15 protein-coding genes, 2 riboswitches and 1 other annotated feature are annotated in these 20,752 nt (G+C 54.6%); of the genes, 12 read left to right on the plus strand and 3 right to left on the minus strand.

Going from position 1 to position 20,752, the window contains the following annotated elements; all coding sequences use genetic code 11:
• The first annotated feature begins 2 nt into the window (after positions 1 to 2).
• The 3 genes from DFP98_RS24040 to DFP98_RS24050 are packed head-to-tail and all read left to right on the plus strand — an operon-like array spanning position 3 to position 4,547.
• Positions 3 to 1,028: a Gfo/Idh/MocA family protein gene (locus tag DFP98_RS24040; protein WP_116063157.1), complete on the plus strand. Its 1,026-nt coding sequence runs from the start codon at positions 3 to 5 to the stop codon at positions 1,026 to 1,028.
• Between the two features lie 19 nt (positions 1,029 to 1,047).
• Positions 1,048 to 1,929 carry a fumarylacetoacetate hydrolase family protein gene (locus tag DFP98_RS24045; RefSeq protein ID WP_116063158.1) on the plus strand — a complete coding sequence of 294 codons (882 nt, stop codon included), beginning with the start codon at positions 1,048 to 1,050 and terminating at the stop codon, positions 1,927 to 1,929.
• Positions 1,926 to 4,547 (plus strand): hypothetical protein, encoded by a 2,622-nt coding sequence (locus DFP98_RS24050; RefSeq protein WP_116063159.1) that lies wholly within the window; start codon positions 1,926 to 1,928, stop codon positions 4,545 to 4,547. Before DFP98_RS24045 ends, DFP98_RS24050 begins: the two co-directional genes overlap by 4 nt.
• A gap of 548 nt (positions 4,548 to 5,095) precedes the next feature.
• On the opposite strand, the gene DFP98_RS24055 is transcribed toward DFP98_RS24050, so the two are convergent.
• A complete protein-coding gene (locus DFP98_RS24055) occupies positions 5,096 to 6,292 on the minus strand; it encodes an AI-2E family transporter (RefSeq protein ID WP_116063160.1) in 1,197 nt (398 codons plus the stop codon).
• A gap of 121 nt (positions 6,293 to 6,413) precedes the next feature.
• A riboswitch (cyclic di-AMP (ydaO/yuaA leader) is annotated at positions 6,414 to 6,552 on the plus strand.
• Positions 6,553 to 6,731: 179 nt separating this feature from the next.
• On the opposite strand from DFP98_RS24055, the gene DFP98_RS24060 reads away from it, so the two are divergent.
• Positions 6,732 to 7,916 carry a KamA family radical SAM protein gene (locus tag DFP98_RS24060; RefSeq protein ID WP_116063161.1) on the plus strand — a complete coding sequence of 395 codons (1,185 nt, stop codon included), beginning with the start codon at positions 6,732 to 6,734 and terminating at the stop codon, positions 7,914 to 7,916.
• 213 nt (positions 7,917 to 8,129) lie between these two features.
• On the plus strand, positions 8,130 to 9,626 hold the full coding sequence (locus DFP98_RS24065) for an outer membrane protein assembly factor BamB family protein (protein WP_181917912.1): 1,497 nt from the start codon (positions 8,130 to 8,132) through the stop codon (positions 9,624 to 9,626).
• Here DFP98_RS24065 and DFP98_RS24070 read toward each other — a convergent pair.
• Positions 9,605 to 10,777 carry a hypothetical protein gene (locus tag DFP98_RS24070; RefSeq protein WP_116063163.1) on the minus strand — a complete coding sequence of 391 codons (1,173 nt, stop codon included), beginning with the start codon at positions 10,775 to 10,777 and terminating at the stop codon, positions 9,605 to 9,607. The two genes, DFP98_RS24065 and DFP98_RS24070, sit on opposite strands and share 22 nt — an antisense overlap.
• Positions 10,778 to 10,947: 170 nt before the next feature.
• Between DFP98_RS24070 and DFP98_RS24075 the strand changes: the two genes are divergently transcribed.
• The 4 genes from DFP98_RS24075 (at position 10,948) to DFP98_RS24090 (ending at position 15,408) form a co-directional block, all read left to right on the plus strand.
• Positions 10,948 to 11,880, plus strand: a complete 933-nt coding sequence (locus DFP98_RS24075) for a VanW family protein (protein ID WP_116063164.1) — start codon at positions 10,948 to 10,950, stop codon at positions 11,878 to 11,880.
• A 544-nt stretch (positions 11,881 to 12,424) separates the two neighbouring features.
• The gene (locus DFP98_RS24080) at positions 12,425 to 12,952 is read left to right on the plus strand and encodes an RNA polymerase sigma factor (protein ID WP_116063165.1); all 528 of its coding nucleotides are present in this window, start codon (positions 12,425 to 12,427) and stop codon (positions 12,950 to 12,952) included.
• Between the two features lie 107 nt (positions 12,953 to 13,059).
• A complete protein-coding gene (locus DFP98_RS24085) occupies positions 13,060 to 14,094 on the plus strand; it encodes a hypothetical protein (protein WP_220377160.1) in 1,035 nt (344 codons plus the stop codon).
• A gap of 212 nt (positions 14,095 to 14,306) precedes the next feature.
• Positions 14,307 to 14,406: riboswitch (purine riboswitch) on the plus strand.
• A gap of 57 nt (positions 14,407 to 14,463) precedes the next feature.
• On the plus strand, positions 14,464 to 15,408 hold the full coding sequence (locus DFP98_RS24090) for an EamA family transporter (RefSeq protein WP_116063167.1): 945 nt from the start codon (positions 14,464 to 14,466) through the stop codon (positions 15,406 to 15,408).
• Here DFP98_RS24090 and DFP98_RS24095 read toward each other — a convergent pair.
• Complete coding sequence (locus DFP98_RS24095; protein ID WP_181917913.1) at positions 15,395 to 17,068, minus strand: ribonuclease J; 1,674 nt, start codon at positions 17,066 to 17,068, stop codon at positions 15,395 to 15,397. The two genes, DFP98_RS24090 and DFP98_RS24095, sit on opposite strands and share 14 nt — an antisense overlap.
• A gap of 158 nt (positions 17,069 to 17,226) precedes the next feature.
• Positions 17,227 to 17,475: a binding site (T-box leader), on the plus strand.
• Between the two features lie 55 nt (positions 17,476 to 17,530).
• Here DFP98_RS24095 and DFP98_RS24100 point away from each other — a divergent pair.
• The 3 genes from DFP98_RS24100 (at position 17,531) to DFP98_RS24110 (ending at position 20,359) form a co-directional block, all read left to right on the plus strand.
• Complete coding sequence (locus DFP98_RS24100) at positions 17,531 to 18,712, plus strand: aminotransferase class I/II-fold pyridoxal phosphate-dependent enzyme (protein WP_116063169.1); 1,182 nt, start codon at positions 17,531 to 17,533, stop codon at positions 18,710 to 18,712.
• A gap of 17 nt (positions 18,713 to 18,729) precedes the next feature.
• A complete protein-coding gene (locus DFP98_RS24105; RefSeq protein ID WP_116063170.1) occupies positions 18,730 to 19,464 on the plus strand; it encodes a hypothetical protein in 735 nt (244 codons plus the stop codon).
• 130 nt (positions 19,465 to 19,594) lie between these two features.
• Positions 19,595 to 20,359 (plus strand): MerR family transcriptional regulator, encoded by a 765-nt coding sequence (locus DFP98_RS24110; protein WP_116063171.1) that lies wholly within the window; start codon positions 19,595 to 19,597, stop codon positions 20,357 to 20,359.
• Positions 20,360 to 20,752 lie beyond the last annotated feature (393 nt).

Genomic DNA, 20,752 nt, shown 5'->3' on the forward strand with positions numbered 1-20,752 from the left:
GAATGAATAAAGTGAGAGTGGGCATTCTCGGCTTGGGTCGATGGGGAATGTGTCATTTGGAAGCCTTCAGTTCGCTTGGAACGGCGGAAGTAGTAGCCATATGCGACAGTTCGCCGGAAAGGCTGGAACGAGCGGGTAAGGAATACGGCGTCGCGAACTTGATCTCAAGTGCGGACGAGTTGGTCCAGCGAGACGATATCGATTTGATCAGCGTGGTGACCTTTGAAAGCCACCACCTGGAGCCGACTTTGAAAGCTTTGCAATCCGGCAAGCATGTCCTCGTGGAGAAACCGGTAACGACTCGCCCGGACGAGGCCAAGGCGATGCAGGAAGCGGCCGCCGCCAGCGGCAGGCTGCTCTTTCCAGGACATCTGCTGCGGTTCGATCCGCGTTATGCCGCGATTAAGGAGGCCGTGCTGTCCGACCGGGTAGGCGCTCCAGTCAGCATGTACTTAAAGCGTTCCCGGGAGCACTATTTATTCGAAACCTTTCAGCGCGTCCATACGGTATTCGAATTAATGATCCATGATATCGATTTGGCGATCTGGTATGCCGGATGTCGCGTGAGAAGCGTGAAAGCTTACGGAAGATCCGTAACCGATTCCGGCGCAGCCTCCGCCTCCCCGGAAGTGCTGTGGGCGAACCTCGAATTCGAGAACGGAGCGCTGGCCGTGTTGCAAAGCAGTTGGATGACGCCGGACCAAGCTGGAGTCGAAATCGCGGACGCGATCGAAGTGATCGGAAGGAGCGGAATTGCCCACTTCGAGACGAGTAATTCGGGCCTGCAATTCTGGAACGGTCAAGGAAGGCTGACTCCGGATACGAATATTCATGCGAAGCTGCATGGACAATCCGTTGGATGCCTGCGGGAGCAGCTGACCTATATTTGTCGCTGTATTTCCCGGGGCGAGGATCCGGTCGTTATCTCATTCGCCGATGCCGTTCATGGCGTAGAGGTCGCCGATGCGATCGCGAAATCCTGCGCGACGGGACGGGAAGTCGTACTTGCGGAGTCTATCGAGTTATAAATAGGATGAGGTGCGGAGAATGAAACTGCTGACGTTTGTAACGGATGACGGGCTTAAACTGGGGGTCAAATCTGAATCCGGGGTCGTGGAGATTCCCTCAGAGGAAAGTTGGCCGCGTACGATGGAAGAGTTGATCGCCGGAGGAGAGCGGATGATCGATCGGATCGATGAGTATGTGCGCAGCGCGATTGACGCCGGCGAACTGAGGAGAGAAGAGGAGTTGACGTTCGGACCTTGCGTTCCGAGCCCCGGGAAAATCATTTGCGTCGGCTTGAATTATCGCGAGCATGCCGCGGAATCCCAGATGAGCATTCCGGAATACCCCGTTCTGTTCAATAAATTCAACAATTCGATAGCCGCTCACGGCGAGACGATCCCTCTGCCTTCTTACGTGAAGGAAGGGGATTACGAAGTCGAGCTCGCGATCGTCATCGGCCGAACGGCGAGCGGGGTAGCCAGGGATAAAGCGCTGGACCACGTATTCGGGTATTGCATTGCCAACGACCTGTCTTCCCGGGATTTGCAGTTCAGAACGAATCAATGGCTGCTCGGCAAGAGTCTGGATCGCTTCTGCCCGATCGGTCCTTACTTGGTCACGGCCGATGAAGTCGGAGATCCGAATTCCCTAGAATTGAGCTGCTGGTTAAACGGCGAGATTCGGCAACAATCCAATACGTCGGATATGATTTTCTATTGCGACGAATTGGTCAGCTATATTAGCGATTACATCACCCTGAATCCGGGGGACGTCATTTTAACGGGAACGCCGCAAGGCGTCATCTTCGGCTATCCGCCCGAGAAGCGCGTATGGCTGAAGGACGGGGACGAGATCGCGATGGAAATCGACAAGCTGGGCAGATTGGAAAATCGGATGCGTGCCAGGGCGGGTGAGCGGCTATGATTCTCGATTTGCGAACGGAGCCGGATAAGAAGGCGTTGGCAACACCTCATTTTCCTACGCGAATGCAGGCCGTCATTTGGCGAAATTGGGGGTTAGTGCCGGTAGAGCGACTGGCTCTGGTGCTCGGCGCTTCCGAAGAGCAGATCAGGGAAGCCGCGTCGAACCTGGGGCTTGAGGTCTCGCAGACGGGGAATGAAGCGATATGGCTCGAAAGAGGATACATTACAATCATTCGCGCCAATTGGCATTTGCTCCCTGTCGAGCAATTGCTCGAGCTGCTAGGATGGACGGAAGACCGACTCGCCTTCACTTTAAAAGAGGACGATTTCCTATGGATCAAGCTAGGCAGCCTCAAGCCGTGGACGGAGTCGGTCAAATATCGGGTTCTGAACGAGGCGGAACAAGAGCGGACGCGGCTGATCAGGGAATCGACGGCGGCCTTGAGCGATGAACGGCAAGCCGAAAAGCCTTTCGATTTTCTCAATCAATATCGCAAGCCGGCTATGAGGGAGAACGTCCGTGTTAGGGAGCCAGGTCACGGGGAAATCAGACTGGATATTTCTTGGACAATCGAAGCGCCGAGCGGCCATCCCGTTTTGGATTCCGCGCTGGAACGATTCGTAACTAAGCTTGAACGGACCTGGGGCGCAAAGTGGACCGTCCGGAAAGCTTCCGCCTTTTCGCCTAACGAGGAGATCAATCCGGTGATGCGAATCGAAATCGTACCGGATTCATCCCAATTGACGGAAGACCACTTGATCGTTGCGGGGACGGATACGCTTACGATTCGGGCAGCGGCCGAAACCGGGATTATGCGAGGACTGCAATGGCTGGCCGGGCAAGCGTGCGAAGGTCATGCGCCTTATCTCATGGCTGGCGAATACCGTCGGACTACGAAATTCGATATGCGCATTATCTACTCCTACGGCGCCGTATACGGAGATCCGCTTTTGACGCCGGAATTGGACCCTTTTCCGGAAGCTTTGCTGGAACGGCTGTCCGATGCGGGAGTGAACGGCATTTGGCTGCAAAGCGTCCTCTATAACCTAGTTCCGCTAGCCGGGTTGCCGGAGGAGCTGTCTCTCAATTGGGAGCAAAGGATTGCCGGATTGCGCTTTCTCGCGGACCGTGCTGCGAAGTACGGGATCGGCGTTTACTTGTATTGCAATGAACCCCGTTCCATGCCTGTATCCTTTTTTGCCGACAAACCGGATTGGCAAGGACATACGGAGGACGGCTATGCGACGCTGTGCACATCGCATACGGAAGTACAGCAATTGCTGAGCGACGGGATTGCCCGCCTCTTCCGCGAAGTCCCGGGTTTGGCCGGCCTGTTTACGATCACGATGTCGGAAAATTGGACGCACTGTTATTCGCGGGCAGTGGGGGGCCAGACGAATTGTCCGCGCTGCAGCCGACGAACGCCGGGCGAAGTCGTTGCGGAAGTGAACGGGCTTATCGCCGAAGGCGCGTTTCGAGAAAAACCCGAAGCGCGAATTGTATGCTGGACATGGGGATGGTCGCACAGTTGGGGATGGGACGATCAGGAAATTCGTTCCGCGATCGAGGGATTGCCGGACAACGTAATCGTCATGTCCACGAGCGAGGAAGCGATTCCCACGAACATGGCCGGTTCTTCGGGACAGGTCATCGACTATTCCATGTCCGTCGTCGGGCCGGGCGAGAAATCGCAGCGGACCTGGGAAGTGGCTCAAGCGCGGGGCTTGCGCACAGCGGCGAAGGTTCAGTTTAATAACACATGGGAATGTTCGGCCGTGCCATTCTTACCCGTTTTTCAGTTAATCGAGGAGCATCTCATCCGCTTAAGCGATTCCGGGGTCAGCGGCTTGATGCTGAGTTGGACATTGGGCGGATACCCGTCGCTTAACCTGGAGCTTGCATCCGAATACTATTGGGATACCGATTCGGGCGAGAAGACAGGCATTGGCGAACGGATGCAAGCCAAGTTCGGAAGCGAGGCGGGGCAAGCGATCGCAGATGCTTCGGCCGCGTTCGGTAGCGCGTTCCGAGAGTTTCCCTTCGATTTAAGTGTGCTGTACTTCGCACCGCAAAATTTCGGACCGGCCAACCTGCTTCATCTGGAGCCGACCGGCTTCGAGGCGACCATGATCGGTTATCCTTACGACGATCTGGAGCGATGGCGCGGAATCTATTCGGATGCCGCATTTGCCGGGCAGTTCAAGAAACTTGCCGTAGGGTGGAAGAAAGGGCTGCGTCTTCTGGAGGCGGCAAGGAAGCGGCTGTCTGCTGGGGCACATCGGGAGTTCGACGAGTTGACGAATTCCGCATCGGCGGCTTATCTTCATTTCTACAGCACATACCTGCAGATCGAGTTCGTTAGAGCCCGGCAAAAATACTTGAAGGCAAGAAGCTCATCCGTCCGTTCGAAAGCTTGCCGCAAGCTCATCGATATCGCGAACAAGGAAGCAAGCAACGCCTTGCAGTTGTACGAACTCGTCATTCGAGATTCCCGCATCGGCTTTGAAGCGAGCAATCATTATTACTATACGGTTCAGGATTTGCGCGAGAAAGCGCTGAATTGCCGTTATATTGTCGAGGAACTGCAGCAGGCGGAACAACAAATCGACACTATGTGACGAAGGGGGGCTGTCTTATAGGCGCCTCAAGTTGCTCTGGAAGATAATCGATAGGCGTATATACCTCCCTCCGATGCTGCTATACGCTCCTGAAATACGAATGGGTAAACCCGTTACAATGTGATTTCAGGAGCGTATGAGGCAGTCTACGGGCTAATCATAACCCACAACACTTCCAGATAATTCCCAGAAACTATTCGTATAATTATCGAAGACGCTTTAGCGGCATACAATCCCCGATCTTGGTTGATTTATACGATTTTCCCTACAAACGTTCGTCGTTTGAGTCTGAGCAAAGTTGCTTTGTGCTGTTTTTCCTACAAACGTCCGCCGTTTAAGCCTGGTTCGAGCTGCGTTGTACGAATTTCCGACTAACTTCCCTGCGTAAGCTCATGTGTGCAAATAGATCCGTCGTAAAAGTTTAATATCCAATAAATTGGAAATGTTGCGGGTCATGATTAGGTCTACTGGAGGTATATACACCTTACCTTATGTATCGATAATCTCAAGCAACCTTTCCCTATAAGACAGACCCTTGATTTTGTTACCTAGTCTGCGTTTTGCGGAGTTTCTTCGCCTGTTGGCGCGTCATGGGAGGCGTCAGCGGCAGGAACGGCTTCCTCGTATAGTCCCGTGCGACGCTTAAACCAGCGGAACAGATGCGTGCTGATCACCTTTAGAATGGCATACCCGGGAACGGCGAGAATGATGCCGATCATGCCGAACAGGTTGCCGGCCGCGATAATGACGAAGATGATCGTAATCGGATGAACCCGCATCGTCTTGCCCATAATTTGCGGCGAGATAAACTTGCCCTCGATCAATTGCACGATTGTCCAAATCACGATCATTTTCACGAGCATGATCGGGGACGTCATCATGGCGACGATCAGCGCGGGAGTAATGGCGATCGCCGGTCCCAAATAAGGGACGATGCTTGTACAAGCGGCGATAACGGCGAGCACGAGGGAATAGTCCAGTCCGATAATGAGATAGCCGATGTAGAGCAGTGCGCCAATACAGGCGCTGACGATGATCTGGCCGCGAATGTACGAGCTGATCTGATGGTTCATCTCCAGCATGACGCCGAAGGAGCGGCCTCTGAGCTTAGTCGGCACGAATCCGAGCACGAACGGGGCCAGTTTCTTGCGGTCTTTGAGCAGGTAGAACAGGACGAAGGGAACCGTGATGATCGCCAGCACCGTCTCGGTAATTCGGCCTACCAACCCGCCTATTCCCGACCAAGCGTTGCTGAGAAGGGTCGAAGCGCGCGAGGAGAACTCGTCCGTGAGCTTGGCCGTATCAATTCCGATCATGCTTTGCAGCTCGTTGAAATACTTGTTCCCAATCAGTTCCTCGAACTTGGCCTGCGCGTTCTGCGTGTAGGTCGGGAACTGCGAGATCAGGCTGGCGATTTGCTCGCTGAGCAAGGGGACGACTTTCATAACTACGAGCGTCAGTACCGTAACAATGACAAGGTACAGCCCGAGGATGGAATAAAGGCGTTTTACTTTGCGATGCTCCAAATAGTCGACGATCGGATTAAGGAGGTAGTACGCGACTCCGGCTAACAGGAACGGAAGGAATACGGTTTCCAGCACGACGGTCAGCGGATGAAAAACATAAGAAATCTTTTCCAAAATAAAAATATTCAAGCCAATCAGCAGGATGACGACGAGGAACAGAACAAATTTCCGGTCGATCAGTCCTTTAATGCCTTCCGATAGTTTGCTAGAGCTCTGCATGGGGCTTCCTCCTTCTTTGTTCTATTGTAACCGACGGGAAAGCCGTCCGACAAATTTGTCCGCTGCCGAATTTCACGGATGAAATTTCTCAGGGTTGACAGGGCGGGCAACTGTAAATTATAGTTTAGTTACGCTTAGTTTCCGGAAACTTCCGGAAAGCGGGGGAACCAATCTTTTGGGGCGAATCATGGATTGCTCATGTAGGGAACCATCTATCCCGAGCCCGACAGCTAACCTCGTTTGCACTGGATGGGTCATAAGTTGCTCATTCTTTTGACCCGTTAAGGGTCTTTTTCTGTCTTTACGGACCCTTGTCCGCAGTAGGGATGGTCTACTGCGCGCAGGGTCTATTTAACGTTCGGACGAAAGGGGGTATCGCGGGGCTTGGAACGGATTCGTTCTCGAATTCGAATGAATATACATGGAGGAGGAAGGCCGCATGGCGCAGCCAAAGTATATCACCGATATCGGAAAGATCTCTCACATCCCCGAGGAACAACGTGAGAAGCTGAAGAAGATTACCGACAAGTTCGTGTTTCGCGTGAACGAATATTACTTGAATCTGATCGATTGGAACGATCCGCACGATCCGATTCGCAAGCTCGTTATTCCGAATGAAGGGGAGCTGGAGGAATACGGACGTTGGGACGCTTCGGACGAGGATACGAACTACGTGGTCAAAGGCTGCCAGCACAAGTATTCGTCGACGGCGCTGCTGATTGTCTCCGAAGTGTGCGGAGCCTACTGTCGCTACTGCTTCCGCAAGCGGCTGTTCCGCAACGACGTCAAGGAAGCGACCTCGGACATCGAGCCGGGCCTGCAGTATATCGCCAACCATCCTGAGATTAGCAACGTGCTGCTGACCGGAGGCGACAGCCTCATCCTTGCCACGCCTAAACTGCGTGCGATTTTGCATAGATTACGCGAAATCGAACATGTGAAGATCATTCGACTCGGCTCGAAAATTCCTGTCTTTAATCCGATGAGGATTTACGAGGACGAGGAGCTTCTGGAGACGATCCGCGAGTTTTCCAACGCGAACAAGCGCATCTACGTGATGGCTCATATCAATCATCCTCGCGAAATTACGCCGGAAGCGGTACGAGGCTTCCAAGCGCTGCACGACGCCGGAGCGATCGTCGTTAACCAGACGCCTGTGCTTAGAGGCATCAACGACGATCCTGAGGTGCTCGGCGAGTTGCTGGACCGGCTGAGTTGGGCTGGCGTAACGCCCTACTATTTTTTCATCAACCGACCCGTGGCGGGCAACAACGATTTCGTGCTGCCGTTAGCTCGAGTGTACGATATCGTCGAGAAGGCGAAAGCTCGTACCTCCGGTTTAGGCAAGAGAGTGCGCCTGTCTATGAGCCATACGTCGGGCAAAATCGAAATTTTGGCGATCGAGAACGGCAAAGCCTATCTGAAATATCATCAATCCCGCGACGGCAACTACGGGAAATTCATGATGCTGGATTGTCCCGACGACGCGGCCTGGTTCGACGATCTTCCGGGGAGCGAGCGCTATTGGAAAAAGCCGCAGAAACGGACGAAGGAAGTCGTCTCCGTGAACGAATTGCCTGATGTCCCGCGCAAGCGCGAGCGGAGGGCGGAAGTGCCGAGTTAAAGCCATAAGGGTTCCACAGGAGCCGCCTCCAGTGTACGCGCAGGGCGACGATGTCGCTCTCCGTGTCGCCGAGGCGGCTCTTGTTCGCGCGCTTCGCTTGTTTGCTACCGGATACGACAAAGGTTCCGCGATTTCTCGTTGACCGTTTGACAAGCTTCTCGACGGCAGGAAGGTAAAATCTATTCATTCCAATATATGGAGGAATGGATAGGGATGGCGTTGGGAAGCAAAACGGTCTTATTCGCGCTTGCCATTTTGCTGGCGGCGCAAGGCATTGCGCAAGCGAAGGGGGTTCAGTCCGGGCAATGGAGCGGCAGCAAGCCCGCGGAGGCGAAGGCATTTCCCGAGATGTATACCGAAGTGGCGGGAGTACTCGGTTTTCGGGGCGGAGGCGACAGAAGCGCGCCGTCTTACGGGACCGTTGAGATGCAGACGTATCGCCCCGCAATCGCTTGGGAGAAGAAGACGAAGAGCAGCTCATGGGGCGGCGGAGCGGGTTGGACGGGACAGCCGGCGATCGTCCAATGGCAGCCGGAAGTGCTGGCGTCGATGAACGTTAAGCCGAAGTTTCGTTCCAAGCCGAATTTTACCGAGGTCATCTATGCCTCTTTGGACGGATACGTCTATTTTCTGGAGCTGGAAACGGGCGAGGAGACGAGAAGTCCGATCCGGGTCGGCAACCCGATTAAAGGCAGCGTGTCCGTAGATGCGCGCGGGTATCCGCTGCTGTACGTCGGAGAGGGAATCCCCGAGAACGGAACGATCGGATTTAACCTGTATAGCCTGATCGACCAGAAGCAGCTGCTGCGCGTTAACGGCATCGATTCCTTCGCTTATCGGCGGTGGGGGGCGTTCGACGGCTCCGCTCTGTTCAACCGCTATGACGATACGCTTACCGTAGGCGGGGAGAACGGGCTGTTGTACCGCGTCAAGCTGAATACGGCTTTCGATCCGCAGCGGAAGACGCTTTCGATCAAGCCGGTCGTGAGCAAATTCCGCTATCGTATAAGCGGCAACAATTATCAGGGCATCGAGAATTCGCTGGCGGCGTTCGGCGACCTCGTTTATTTTGCCGATAACGGGGGAAGCGTGCTGGCGGTGAACGTTCGGACGAACGAGGCGGTATGGGCGCTCCCGGCGCTCGACGATACGGATGCGACGATCGTTGTGGAAGCCGAGGACGGAATTCCGTACTTGTACACCGGAACGGAAGTCGACAAGCAGGGAAGAAAGGGCTACGCCTATTTGCGCAAAATCAACGGGCTAACCGGCCAGGTCGTCTGGCAGATGAAATACGAATGTTTGTCCGTCGTCGGCGGAGATCATCCCGTCAACGGCGGCGTACTGGCGACGCCGGTCGTCGGCAAGGGAAATATTTCCGATCTTGTCGTGTTTACGATTGCCCGCTTCGGCAAGCTTGGGGAGGGGCTGATGGTCGCCTTGGACAAAAAGACAGGCAAGGAGACTTGGCGGCTCCCGATGAAACGCTATGCCTGGTCGTCACCGACCGACGTCTACGATGCCAAGGGCAACGCTTATTTGCTACAGGCCGATTCCGGCGGGGTCGTCTCCGTCGTCTCCGCCAGGGATGGCCGCGTTCGAGGCAGCATGACAGTAGGCTCAAATATCGAAGCTTCTCCGGCGGTATTCGGCAACTATGCCGTCGTCGCTTCGCGCGGCGGCAAGCTTTACGGGATTAGGCTGGAATGATCGGAGGAAACTCCGGCGATTCGCCAAGGTAAGCGAGGAGCGCTTCGGACGAACTCGAAACGGAGCTCGGATTGAAGCGTTCCCCGATCGCGCAAACGAATTTGCAGAGGGAGCGTTACGGAGGCTGACAGCTCATCCGCTAGCTCTTCGGTTTTCGTAACGCGGGTTCTCTTGATCGTTAACGATTCCAGTCGTTCAAGCAGTCGATTCAGCTCTTCGAAACGTTCGGCGGAAGCTTCGGGCCACAGCAATTGCAGCATCTCGATGTCTTTTCTGGCGACTGCCTCCGCGAAGTTGATCGCCATCACGCCGGGAGAGGCGGAAGCGAAATAGCTGCGCAATTGCCCGGCCGCTTGATAAACCATCAACTGATGCGCCGGATCGGGCGTATCGGAGCGATGCGACGAGCTGCCGAGAAAATGAACGCAAAAATGCCCTTTAAAGCCGTTGCCCGGAATGCCGTCTCCCCCATGGGGCATGCCGTTCATGGAAGCGGCTATTCGTGTGCGATCCTTGGAGACGATGATCGCTCGACGGTCCCAGCTCCACGCACCCCCGTAAATCTCCTTCATCGTCTTCGAATCTTCTGTTGTCATTGGCTGCACGTCGGCGTGATCGCTGCCCGCTCGACGCTGGACGCGAAAACTGAGTCCGCTTTCGAGATCGGTAATCGTGAACGTGCTTTTGCGCTTCACGATAAGGCGGACTTCGCTCCAATCCATCAGCGCCCCGTAATGCTCCCGTCTCAATGCCTCCGCATAGCCGAGCATACGTTTGGACGCATCGGCTGAAAGTCGCAGCAATCGCCCTGCGGCTTCGTCCCAAAGGTGGCCTGAACGTTCTAGTCGATACCGCATTTCTTTTCCGTCGGCATCTCGAATCCCGACCTCCAGGTCGGTATAGCAATCTGCGCGTTGCTCCGGCAAGCTTCCCGTTTGCGCATTGCGCAAAATTAGCGTAGGGCTGTCTATCGTTAGCCTGCTAAACATGGAGGCGGTGCGGCTGGAGCGCACGACGATCTCTATGCGCTGCCGCTCTCGAGTCGTCGGTGGCTTCGCTTGCGCAGCGGAGCCGACAGCGGAAGCCAGTCCAAGGGCAAGTACAACTGATGCGGCCCAGCGCCAAGCATTCAGCCTCAGTGGTCGGCTCATTTTTTTCTTCCTTCCCGTTTCGAATCGTTGGCGTTATTGTCGGCTAACGAATAAACGATTATGCGGCATAACCGCGGTCCGTTTCGCGCAACGTAAACAGGGATGCATCGGTTGAGACAAGTGTGCTCATGCATCGAGTTACGTTAAATTTATCGAATCGGGGGATCGATTTGGCTTGGACATGGATTGCCGGCCTGTTGGTGCTTGCGCATACCGCATCGTTGCCGGATCAGCTTGCAATAACTTCCGAAGGACGGGAAATCGCGGTCGTGCGCCGTGCGGATTATGAATTTCCTTTACCCGGGCTGCCGATTGTTAATGACATTAAATTGTTGGAGCTGACAGCGAAAATGGAGCGGCTGGTCTATCAGCCGCCGACTAACGCCATGCTGGACGCATCGGGGGGGATCGTCCCGGACAAGCTCGGCTATAAGCTCGACCTCAGAGTCTGGGAGGACGAGTTCTATCGTTATATGACGGAGGGGAAGAGCGCCTCGATGGAAGCCCCGCTTAGAGCCGTCTATCCGCGAGTGGACAGCGAGCTGCTGACGACGCTGAAGGAGAAGAGAATCGGCTACTATACGACCTATTACAATTCAAATAACCGCAATCGCTCCCACAATATCGATTTGGCGGTTAAGGCGCTAAATAATCGCTATGTGTTTCCAGGGGAATCGTTTTCGTTTAATCAGACCCTTGGGGAGCGGACGGCGGGTAAAGGCTATCGCCGAGCGAAGGTGATCGTAAGAGGCGAAGTGGCGGAAGGAATCGGGGGCGGCATTTGTCAAGTCTCATCGACGTTGTTCAATGCGGTCGATCGAGCGGGGCTCACAATCGTTCAACGCTATTCGCACAGCCGCAACGTGCCTTACGTGCCGCCGGGAAGGGATGCGACGGTTAGCTGGTACGGGCCGGATTTCGTGTTCAATAATCCTTACGACCATCCCGTGCTCATTCGCGCATTCTCGGGAGGCGGTCAGACGACCATACTGATTTATTCGGCCGAGGAAATTCACAACCGTCCGCGCGAAGTGCCTAGCGCATCCAAGAAGCTGCCGGCGGAAGTGCCGGCCGACCGCAACGTTAATCAAATTGTGCCATAGGGAATCGACTATGCGAAGAAGCCTGATCTGAAAGCAGGGGTAAGAGCTGCTTTCAGATCGGGCTTCTTTTCTGTGGCTGGCCTTCACTCTGCGGCTGAGGTAGCGTCTGGGCACATTTTTGGCCTTCACTCCGCGGCTGAGGCAGCGTCAGGGCACATTTTTGGCCTTCACTCCGCGGCTAAGGTAACGTCAAGGCACATTTTTGGCCTTCACTACGCGGCTGGGGCAACATCAGGGCACTTTTTTGACCTTCACTCCGCGGCTGAGGTAGCGTAAGGATACTTTTTTGGCCTCATTCCCAATGCTTCGGTCTGTTAAAGCACAGACCTGTTAGACTGAATTGTGGCACGCAGGGCGAGCAAGATTTTGTTCTCCAGCCCGACGCCGCTGTCTGCGATGTAGGATTGGTCCAGTTCGAGCGATATTTCATGTTGCCTACGGGTTCATGTATGCGAATTGGTCAGCTGTAGTTTTTTTGCAGGTGAACCGGTTTCGAAGTTATGACAATATATAGGTGAATGGCCATTCAGGAAGGAGAAGCTGCTTGGATATCGATGAGTTGATTGAGCTCGTGAAGCTGCACGGCAAGTCGATTTACGGCTTTTGCCACAAGCTGACGGGGAACAAAGAGGATACGGACGATTTATATCAGGAAACTTTTCTTAAGGCTATGGAGCTGCGGCTCAAGATGGACGCGGCCCGCAATCCGAAAGCTTATCTCATATCGGTTGCCGTGCAGCTTCACCGCAATCATCGTCGCAAGGTTGCGTGGAGGCGAAGAATCGCCCCTACGTTCGAGCTTGACGAGGCGGCGGCAGGGGTGGCGGACTTATTTTCTCGCGAATCGGCACCGGAAGACGCGGTACTGTCGCTAGAGCTTCGAACGATGATTCAGCAGGCCGCCCATCGGTTGAACGACAAGCTGAGGCTTCCCCTCTACATGTATTACACAGCGGATATGACAGTGGAGGAGATCGCATCGGCGTTGAAAATTCCGTCGGGAACTGTGAAAAGCAGATTGCATAAAGCGCGCATGGCCGTGAGAAAAGATTTGGAGGTCGATGTCCCGTGAAGGATGCGGATTGGGAACGTTTGCTCGGACAGGCTCTGGCTCCGGCAGCAGAGCCTGAAGAAGAATTGGATCAGGCCCTTATCCATCAATTAAAGGAGCGTAATCTAGTGAAACCTAAACATAGAAGAAGATTATCGATAGGGCTGTTAGCCGCGGTATTATTGCTGCTGGTGTCTGTATCGGCCTATGCGGCGACACAGCTGTTCAGCGCCAAGCAGGTTGCCGAGAGTTTCGGGGACCGGCTGCTGGCGGAAGCTTTCGACAGCAAGGACGCTATGGAGATTAATCGGTCCATCGCATCTGGAGATTACAGTTTTACGCTTCACGGTCTCGTGTCGGGAGCCGGCCTCAGCCAATTTAAGCACTCCTCGGAGGAAATCTACCCCGACAGAACCTATGCGGTTGTTTCCATCGTCAGACAGGACGGCAAACCGATGCCGGCGGTCAACGAACCCGAATACGGCGAAGTTCCGTTTTTCATTTCGCCGCTAATTAAAGGTCTGAAGCCGTGGCAGGTCAATATCGTTACGATGAACGGCGGGTACAGCGAAGATGTCATCGACGGTGTCATGTACAGACTCATCTCATGCGACCAAGTAGAAATTTTTGCAGACAGAGGCGTGTATTTGGCGGTAAGCAGCGGCAGTCCGTTTTATAGGAACGAGGCGTTCTCGTATGACGAGAGCACGGGAGAAATCCGGTCCAAGGAAGGATACTCGGGCGCTTCGGCATTGTTCGATCTCCCGCTCAATATCGCCAAAGCGGATCCGGTCAAAGCGGAAGCCTATTTGGAGTCTATGCTAACGCCGACGTCCTCTCCCGAGTCACCGTCGGATAAGAAGCTGGTCGCTGACGCAAGGCGCTGGGCCGCGGAAATTAAAACCAAAATTAAAAAAGGAGAGGAGATCGGTGAAACTCTTCCCGACTCGATTAAAGAAGTGACGTATGACGACGCCGGCAACCTCCAATACTCTCATGACGGACGGAGCGTGACAATGGCTCCAGACTCCTTTTTCCAGGAAGGGCAGAGCGGATTTTCCGAGACATTCTCCGTTAGCAAAGATGGTGATACTTTCAAAGCGCTGCTGTTTCATAAAGACGAGAACGGCGTCATTACCGGCAGAATTATTGTGTTGAATTAGGGCGTGTCTGAAAACCCGCTCAGGGGCATCTATCACCGCCTTTTCGCCCCCTGCTTCGTCACTTTTGCTTGACGTACCCCGGTACGCCTTCACAAAAGTTCCTTGCATGGAACGAAAATTCGGCAATATCTGCTGCCCTCGGAGTATTCAGACACGTCCTAGCGCTGGCCTATTATCGCGCTGGCTTTCGTCTATTGACAATCGGCCGAGATCGCAGTAAGATTTCTAAGATTCGTATAACCCCAATAGTTCAGGGTGGGGGTCTCTACGGGAAGCCTTAACTTCCTTGCTACGAATATTCGTTCGCCTCGCGCGAGCCAATATTCCGGCAAGGAAGTTTTTATTTTTTTATAAAGGAGCTAACGTTCGATGAAATACAAATTATCCGTTCTTATGGGAGCGATCTGTTACGGCATTCTTTCTACCATAGTTACCAAGGCATACGCTCAGGGCTACTCGCTTGGCGAGGTAGTCGGCAGTCAACTGCTTACGGGGTTCGTGCTCGCGTGGATGCTTGCGCTGCTCGTCGGCAGACGGGCCCGCAGACAAGATAAGCATGACGCGGCGGCAGAGACGAAATCCGTTCATGAACGAAAACTTAGCTGGAAGCAGCGTTTGCTGCTGATGGCGGCAGGCACTCCGACAGCCATCACGGGGCTGCTGTATTACGAATCTCTTCGCTACATTCCAAATTCGCTGGCAATCGTGCTGCTGTTCCAATTCACCTGGATCGGAGTCGTGATGCAGGCGGTCGCGCGCAGGCAGAAGCCCGGCAGAAGTATGCTGCTCACGCTCTCCGTTCTGCTTGGCGGAACATTAATGGCCGCAGGCATTATCGATCAAGGGGTGGCCGAGCTGAACTGGCTCGGCGTCGCATTCGGCTTGGCCTCCGCGCTCAGCTATTCGCTGTTTATTTTGTTCAGCGGCAAAGCGGTCCCGTCCGTTCACCCCGCACGGCGCAGTGCATGGATGATTACCGGCGGCCTGCTGCTCGTCTTCGTTCTGTTCCCGCCCGCTTTTCTGTTCGACGGCACGCTGTGGAGCGGCTTGCTTCCATTCGGGCTGATGCTGGGCCTGTTCGGTGCGTTCCTGCCGCCGGTGCTGTTCGCGATCGGCGTTCCGCGGATCGGAGAGGGCTTGACCGGCATTCTTGGCGCTTCAGAGCTCCCCGTCGCGGTTTTGCTGGCGGCGGTCGTGTTGCACGAACACGTGAGCGCCTTGCAATGGGCCGGCGTGGTGATCGTGCTTTTGGGCATCGCGCTGCCCGAGCTGTTCGGCAGATTAAGGAAAAAATCGGCGCTCATACTTGAATAAGAATGGGCAGAATCATCGGGCGGCGCTTCGTCTGGTTCCACAGAAATTTGCCGACCTCGTCCTTGATCGTCATTTTGTAAGTGCTCCACTGGTTCACTTTCTCCTCCAGCAGCTTGTCGAGAGAAGAGGCCGCGATGCGGTTCACTTGCTCCAGCAGCCCCTCCGATTCGCGGACGTAGACGAAGCCGCGCGAGATCGTGTCCGGACCGGACAAAATTTTGCTGTCGGCGCGGCTTAGCGTAATGACAATGATCAGCACTCCGTCCTCGGACATATGCTTGCGATCGCGCAGCACAACATGGCCGACGTCTCCGATGCCAAGGCCGTCGACGAGCGTGTTGCCGGTTGTAATTTTCCGGCGCTGACTGGCGACGCCTTGCTCGATATCGACAACGTCTCCGTTTTTGACGATGAAGATGTTATCCTCTTCGACTCCGACCGATTCCGCCAGAATGCGATGCTGGTACAGCATCCGATACTCGCCGTGGATCGGGATGAAATACTTGGGCTTCATCAGCGTGAGCATCAGCTTCAGCTCCTCCTGGCTGGCATGCCCGGAGACGTGCATGCCGGTAACGGAGCCTGAGCCGTAAATCACTTTTGCGCCGATCTCGTACAAATTGTCGACGATGCGCGCGACGTTGCGCTCATTGCCGGGAATCGGCGTTGCGGCTAGAATAACCGTATCCCCGCGGTGCACCTCCAATTGACGGTGGTTGGAGCTCGCAAGCCTGGACAGCGCGGCCATCGGCTCCCCTTGCGAGCCCGTGCAGAGCACGACGACTTCGTTCGGAGAATAACGGTTCACATCGGTCGGCTCAATCAGCATGCCTTCGGGCAGTCGCAAATAGCCGAGCTCCACCGCAACGTCAACGACGTTAACCATGCTCCTGCCGAGCAGCGCAAGCTTGCGGCCGAAGCGAAGAGAGGCGTCGACGATCTGCTGCAGCCGGTGCACGTTGGAAGCGAACGTAGAAATGAAGATTTTTTGCTCCGCCTTGGAGAATGCCTCCTCGATATGCTCGCCGACGACCCGCTCGGAGGGCGTAAAGCCTGGCCGCTCTGCGTTGGTGCTCTCCGAGAGAAGCAGCAGCACGCCTTTGCGGCCGAGCGCGGCCATTTTGTGAATATCCGGATAATGGTTGTTGACCGGCGTAAGATCGAACTTAAAGTCCCCGGTATGGACGACCGTTCCTTCGGGCGTGTTCAGCGCGATGCCCAGGCAGTCGGGGATGCTGTGATTGGTGCTGAAAAAGCTCACCTTGAAGCTGCCGAAGCGGAGTGCCGAATCGGCGGTAATCGTCTTTAGCCGCGAGCTGCCGAGCAGTCCGTGCTCGCGCAGCTTAACCTCGATCAGGCCCAGCGTCAGTCGCGTCGCATAGATCGGCATATTAAGCTGCTTCAATACGTAAGGGATGCCGCCAATATGATCCTCATGTCCATGCGTCACGATGAGCGCGCGGATTTTGTCCTTATTTTCAAGCAAATATGTAATATCGGGCACGATAACATCGATGCCAAGCAGGCTTTCGTCCGGGAACTTGGAGCCGCAATCGATGACGAGAATATCGTTCGCGTAGCGAATGACGTACATATTTTTGCCGATTTCGTTGACGCCGCCCAGCGCGACAACCGACAGCGCGTTCTCTTCCGAGCTCAAGAATCGGTCCCCTCCGTTTGCGATAGGAATAGGTGCAGTATTGCCTGGAATGACGCCGTTCATCCCAACGACCGGAGATAGCGGACCGAGGCAATTTAAATTTCGGGTTGCATTTTGCAGAACTAGTGCGTATAATTACCTCAAATTCATAGGTTTGCCGAAAGTCGATGAAGAGAAAGAGTACGTTATTCGTCAGTTCCGCAGAGAGTTGGGTCGGGTGAAAGCCAACGTTCGGGCGATAACGGAAAGCCGTCTCCGAGACGCAGACTGAAATTTGAGTAAGCTCTGCCGCATTTCCAGCGTTAACGGGAACACGTATTGATGGATACGTTGTTGAGTGCCGCTATATTTCGTGCGAACGAAAGGCGGAACTAGGGTGGTAACACGGGTGCAGACTCGTCCCTTGCGGACGGGTTTTTTTGTTTTAAATTTTTGTCGTTATCCACAAGGAGGACTGTAAAAATGCCAAATCAAACGTTAAAGCCGATCGAACGGCTGCTGTCGCCGCAAGTACGGGAGATGCCGCCGTCAGGCATACGCAAATTTTTCGATTACACGTCGGGCATGAAGGATGTGATCTCGCTCGGAGTCGGGGAGCCGGACTTCGTCACGCCCCAGATCGTTCGCGATGCCTGCGTCGCCGCGCTGGATAAAGGGAGAACGACGTATACCTCCAACTCGGGCATGCCTGAACTGCGCGAGGCGATCTCCGGCTATTTGTCCGACAGCTGCAAAGTCGACTACGATCCGGCAAGCGAAGTGCTGGTCACGGTCGGCAGCAGCGAAGCCATCGACCTTGCGCTGCGCGCGCTGATTACCGAGGGCGATGAGATCGTTATTCCGGAGCCATGCTATATTTCCTATTCTCCTATCGTATTTCTAGGCGGCGGCAGACCGGTTGGCGTCGAGACGTTTGCCGAGCACCAGTTCAAGCTGAAGGCGGATGCGTTGCGAGAGAAGCTGACTCCTCGTTCCAAGGTGCTTGTGCTCTGCTATCCGAACAATCCGACCGGCGGAATAATGACTTACGAGGATTGGCTGCCGATCGCCAGGCTGGCGGAGGAACACAATCTGGTCGTCATCTCGGACGAAATCTATTCCGAACTGACTTACGGGGATAAGCATGTCAGCTTTGCGTCCTTGCCGGGCATGAAGGAGAGGACGCTCGTCGTTAACGGCTTCTCCAAAGCGTTCGCCATGACCGGCTGGCGCGTCGGCTATGCGTGCGGACCGCGCGAGTTGATCGCGGCTATGCTGAAAATCCATCAATATACGGTCATGTGCGCGCCGATTATGGGTCAGGTGGCGGCTTTGGCTTCGCTGCAGGTCGGGATGGAGGAGAAGGACCGGATGATCGAGTCCTACGATCAGCGGCGCAGACTATTCGTGCAGGGGCTGCGGCAGATCGGGCTGCCGTGCCACGAGCCGCAGGGCGCGTTCTATGCCTTCCCTTCGATCGCTCATACGGGGCTTACCTCGGAGCAGTTCGCGCACCGACTGCTGCAGGAGGCGAAGGTCGTCACCGTGCCCGGCCAGGTGTTCGGTTCGGGCGGGGAAGGATTTATCCGTTGTTCTTACGCCTCGTCCCAGGTACAATTAGAAGAAGCATTGGAGAGAATCCGCAAATTTCTAAGCTTGATATAAGGAGGGAAGTCGCGAAGATGGAAGCGACCAAAGGGAATAACCTGAAGCTATATCCGCCGCAGGAAGACTATATTGCCTTCGACAACGAGGAAGACTATGCGGAGAAAGGGCGCGCTTGGGGGCTGTTCGCCAAGACGCCCAAGACGCAGTTCTGGTACAAAGGCGCGACCTCGCAGCACCAGGTCTCGATCAAGGGCTACCAGGAATACGGCAATATGAGCGTCTTGATCGTGGAATTCGAGGACGGCCGGGAGACGAGCATTCATCCGGCCTATCTGAAGGAAATGCAGAGCGGTACGTTCGGCAAAGAAACGGCTGTCGTAGAAGCGGAGGACGCGGAGAGCGGCGAGTCTTCCGTTGCGCCTTCCGCCTATGCGGATGCTGTAGAAGGCGGCGACGGGGACAAGCCGGTTAAGGCGGCTAAAGCCCAGAAAAAGCCGAAGGAGAAGAAGGAGAAGCTTGAGCTGCCGATCGACAAGGTGAAATTCACCGCAAAGGTGAAGGAGTTTACGACCAAGCCAAATCCGTTCTCCGACCGCGACGACGAGGTGCTCCTGTTTGAGGAAGTCGCCATCGTAGGTGAGAACCCGCTTGCCATCGGCGACGCTTGGTGCGGCTACAGCAACACGCTCAAGGGCTTCGGGCTTGAGGTCGGCAACGTGATCACCTTCGAAGGAAAAGTCGTGGACAAGAAATTCAACAAGGAAATATTGTACAAGGTGAACAATCCTTCGAAGCTCGTCGTTCAGTGATCGTGAAACAACCGCCGGGGAATTCTCCACGGCGGTTGTTTGGCTATATCGGCTGATAAAAACTTCGATACAATCGCTTGACATTGCCGTTACGTAAAGGTGTACGATCGGTTTGCAAGGAGGGATCGAGATGGAATATACGGTTCAGAAGCTCGGCCAGCTGGCCGGAATCAGTACGCGCACGCTCCGCTACTACGATGAGATCGGACTTCTCAAGCCGGCGAGGATCAATTCGTCGGGGTATCGGATCTATGGGCAATGGGAGGTGGATCGTCTGCAGCAAATTTTGTTCTATCGAGAGCTTGACGTCGGCCTCGATGAGATCAAGGCGATCGTCGATTCTCCGGAATTCGACGCCCGGCGCGCGCTGTCAAGGCATCGCGAACAGCTTCTGGCTAAGCGTCGGCAACTCGACGCGCTGATAGCCAATATCGATCTGACCTTAGCCTACCAAAAGGGGATGACGGATATGAGCGATAAGCAGAAGTTCGAGGGCTTTAAACAGCAGCTCATTGACGATAACGAAGCCAAGTACGGCGAAGAAATCCGCGCGAAGTACGGCGACGAGCAAGTGGACAAATCCAATGCCAAACTCAAGGGCATGACGAAAGAGCAATACAAGGAAATCGAGCGTCTGTCGGAGGACATTCACGCAACGCTCGCGCAAGCGTTCGCGACGGGCGATCCGGCGGGGGAATTGGCGCAGAAAGCAGCCGATCTGCACCGTCGCTGGCTGACTTTCTACTGGGATCGATATTCCAAGGAAGCGCATGCGGGAATAGCCCAAATGTACGTAGAGGACGAGCGATTCAAAGCCTACTACGATAAAGATCAGCCGGGAGTCGCAGAGTTCCTGCGTGAGGCCATCCGAATCTACACAGGAATCGACGCCTAATTCATCAAGGAAGCTGTGCCTAGGCAAAGCGAGACATTCCGAATGCCGGTCCCAATCGGACTGTCGGATGCCGCTGCTGCTTAGGGGCAGCTTCTTTTGCGTCTGTAGAGGGAAAGAAGTATTGTGCAGCGTCACGGAACAGATAAGAAGGGGCAGGTGGACCGGACAATGCGCTAAAGCGGAAAATCCCCCTTAATTTCGAAGATCCAGCCATTTTGAGGAAAATAAAGAGGATTATCCGCCTTAAATTATGAAAAATCAGATTTTACTAAAAATAAAGCGAAAAATCCCCTTTAATCTCCACAGCCCCCTAATTCAGTTGGAGTCCTCCACCACGAAAATGTACACTTAGTACATGAGGAGGATGAGCGCAGTGGGAAAAATGTCTGAACA

It is taken from the genome of Cohnella phaseoli, from assembly GCF_003386235.1.
Lineage (GTDB): Bacteria > Bacillota > Bacilli > Paenibacillales > Paenibacillaceae > Cohnella > Cohnella phaseoli.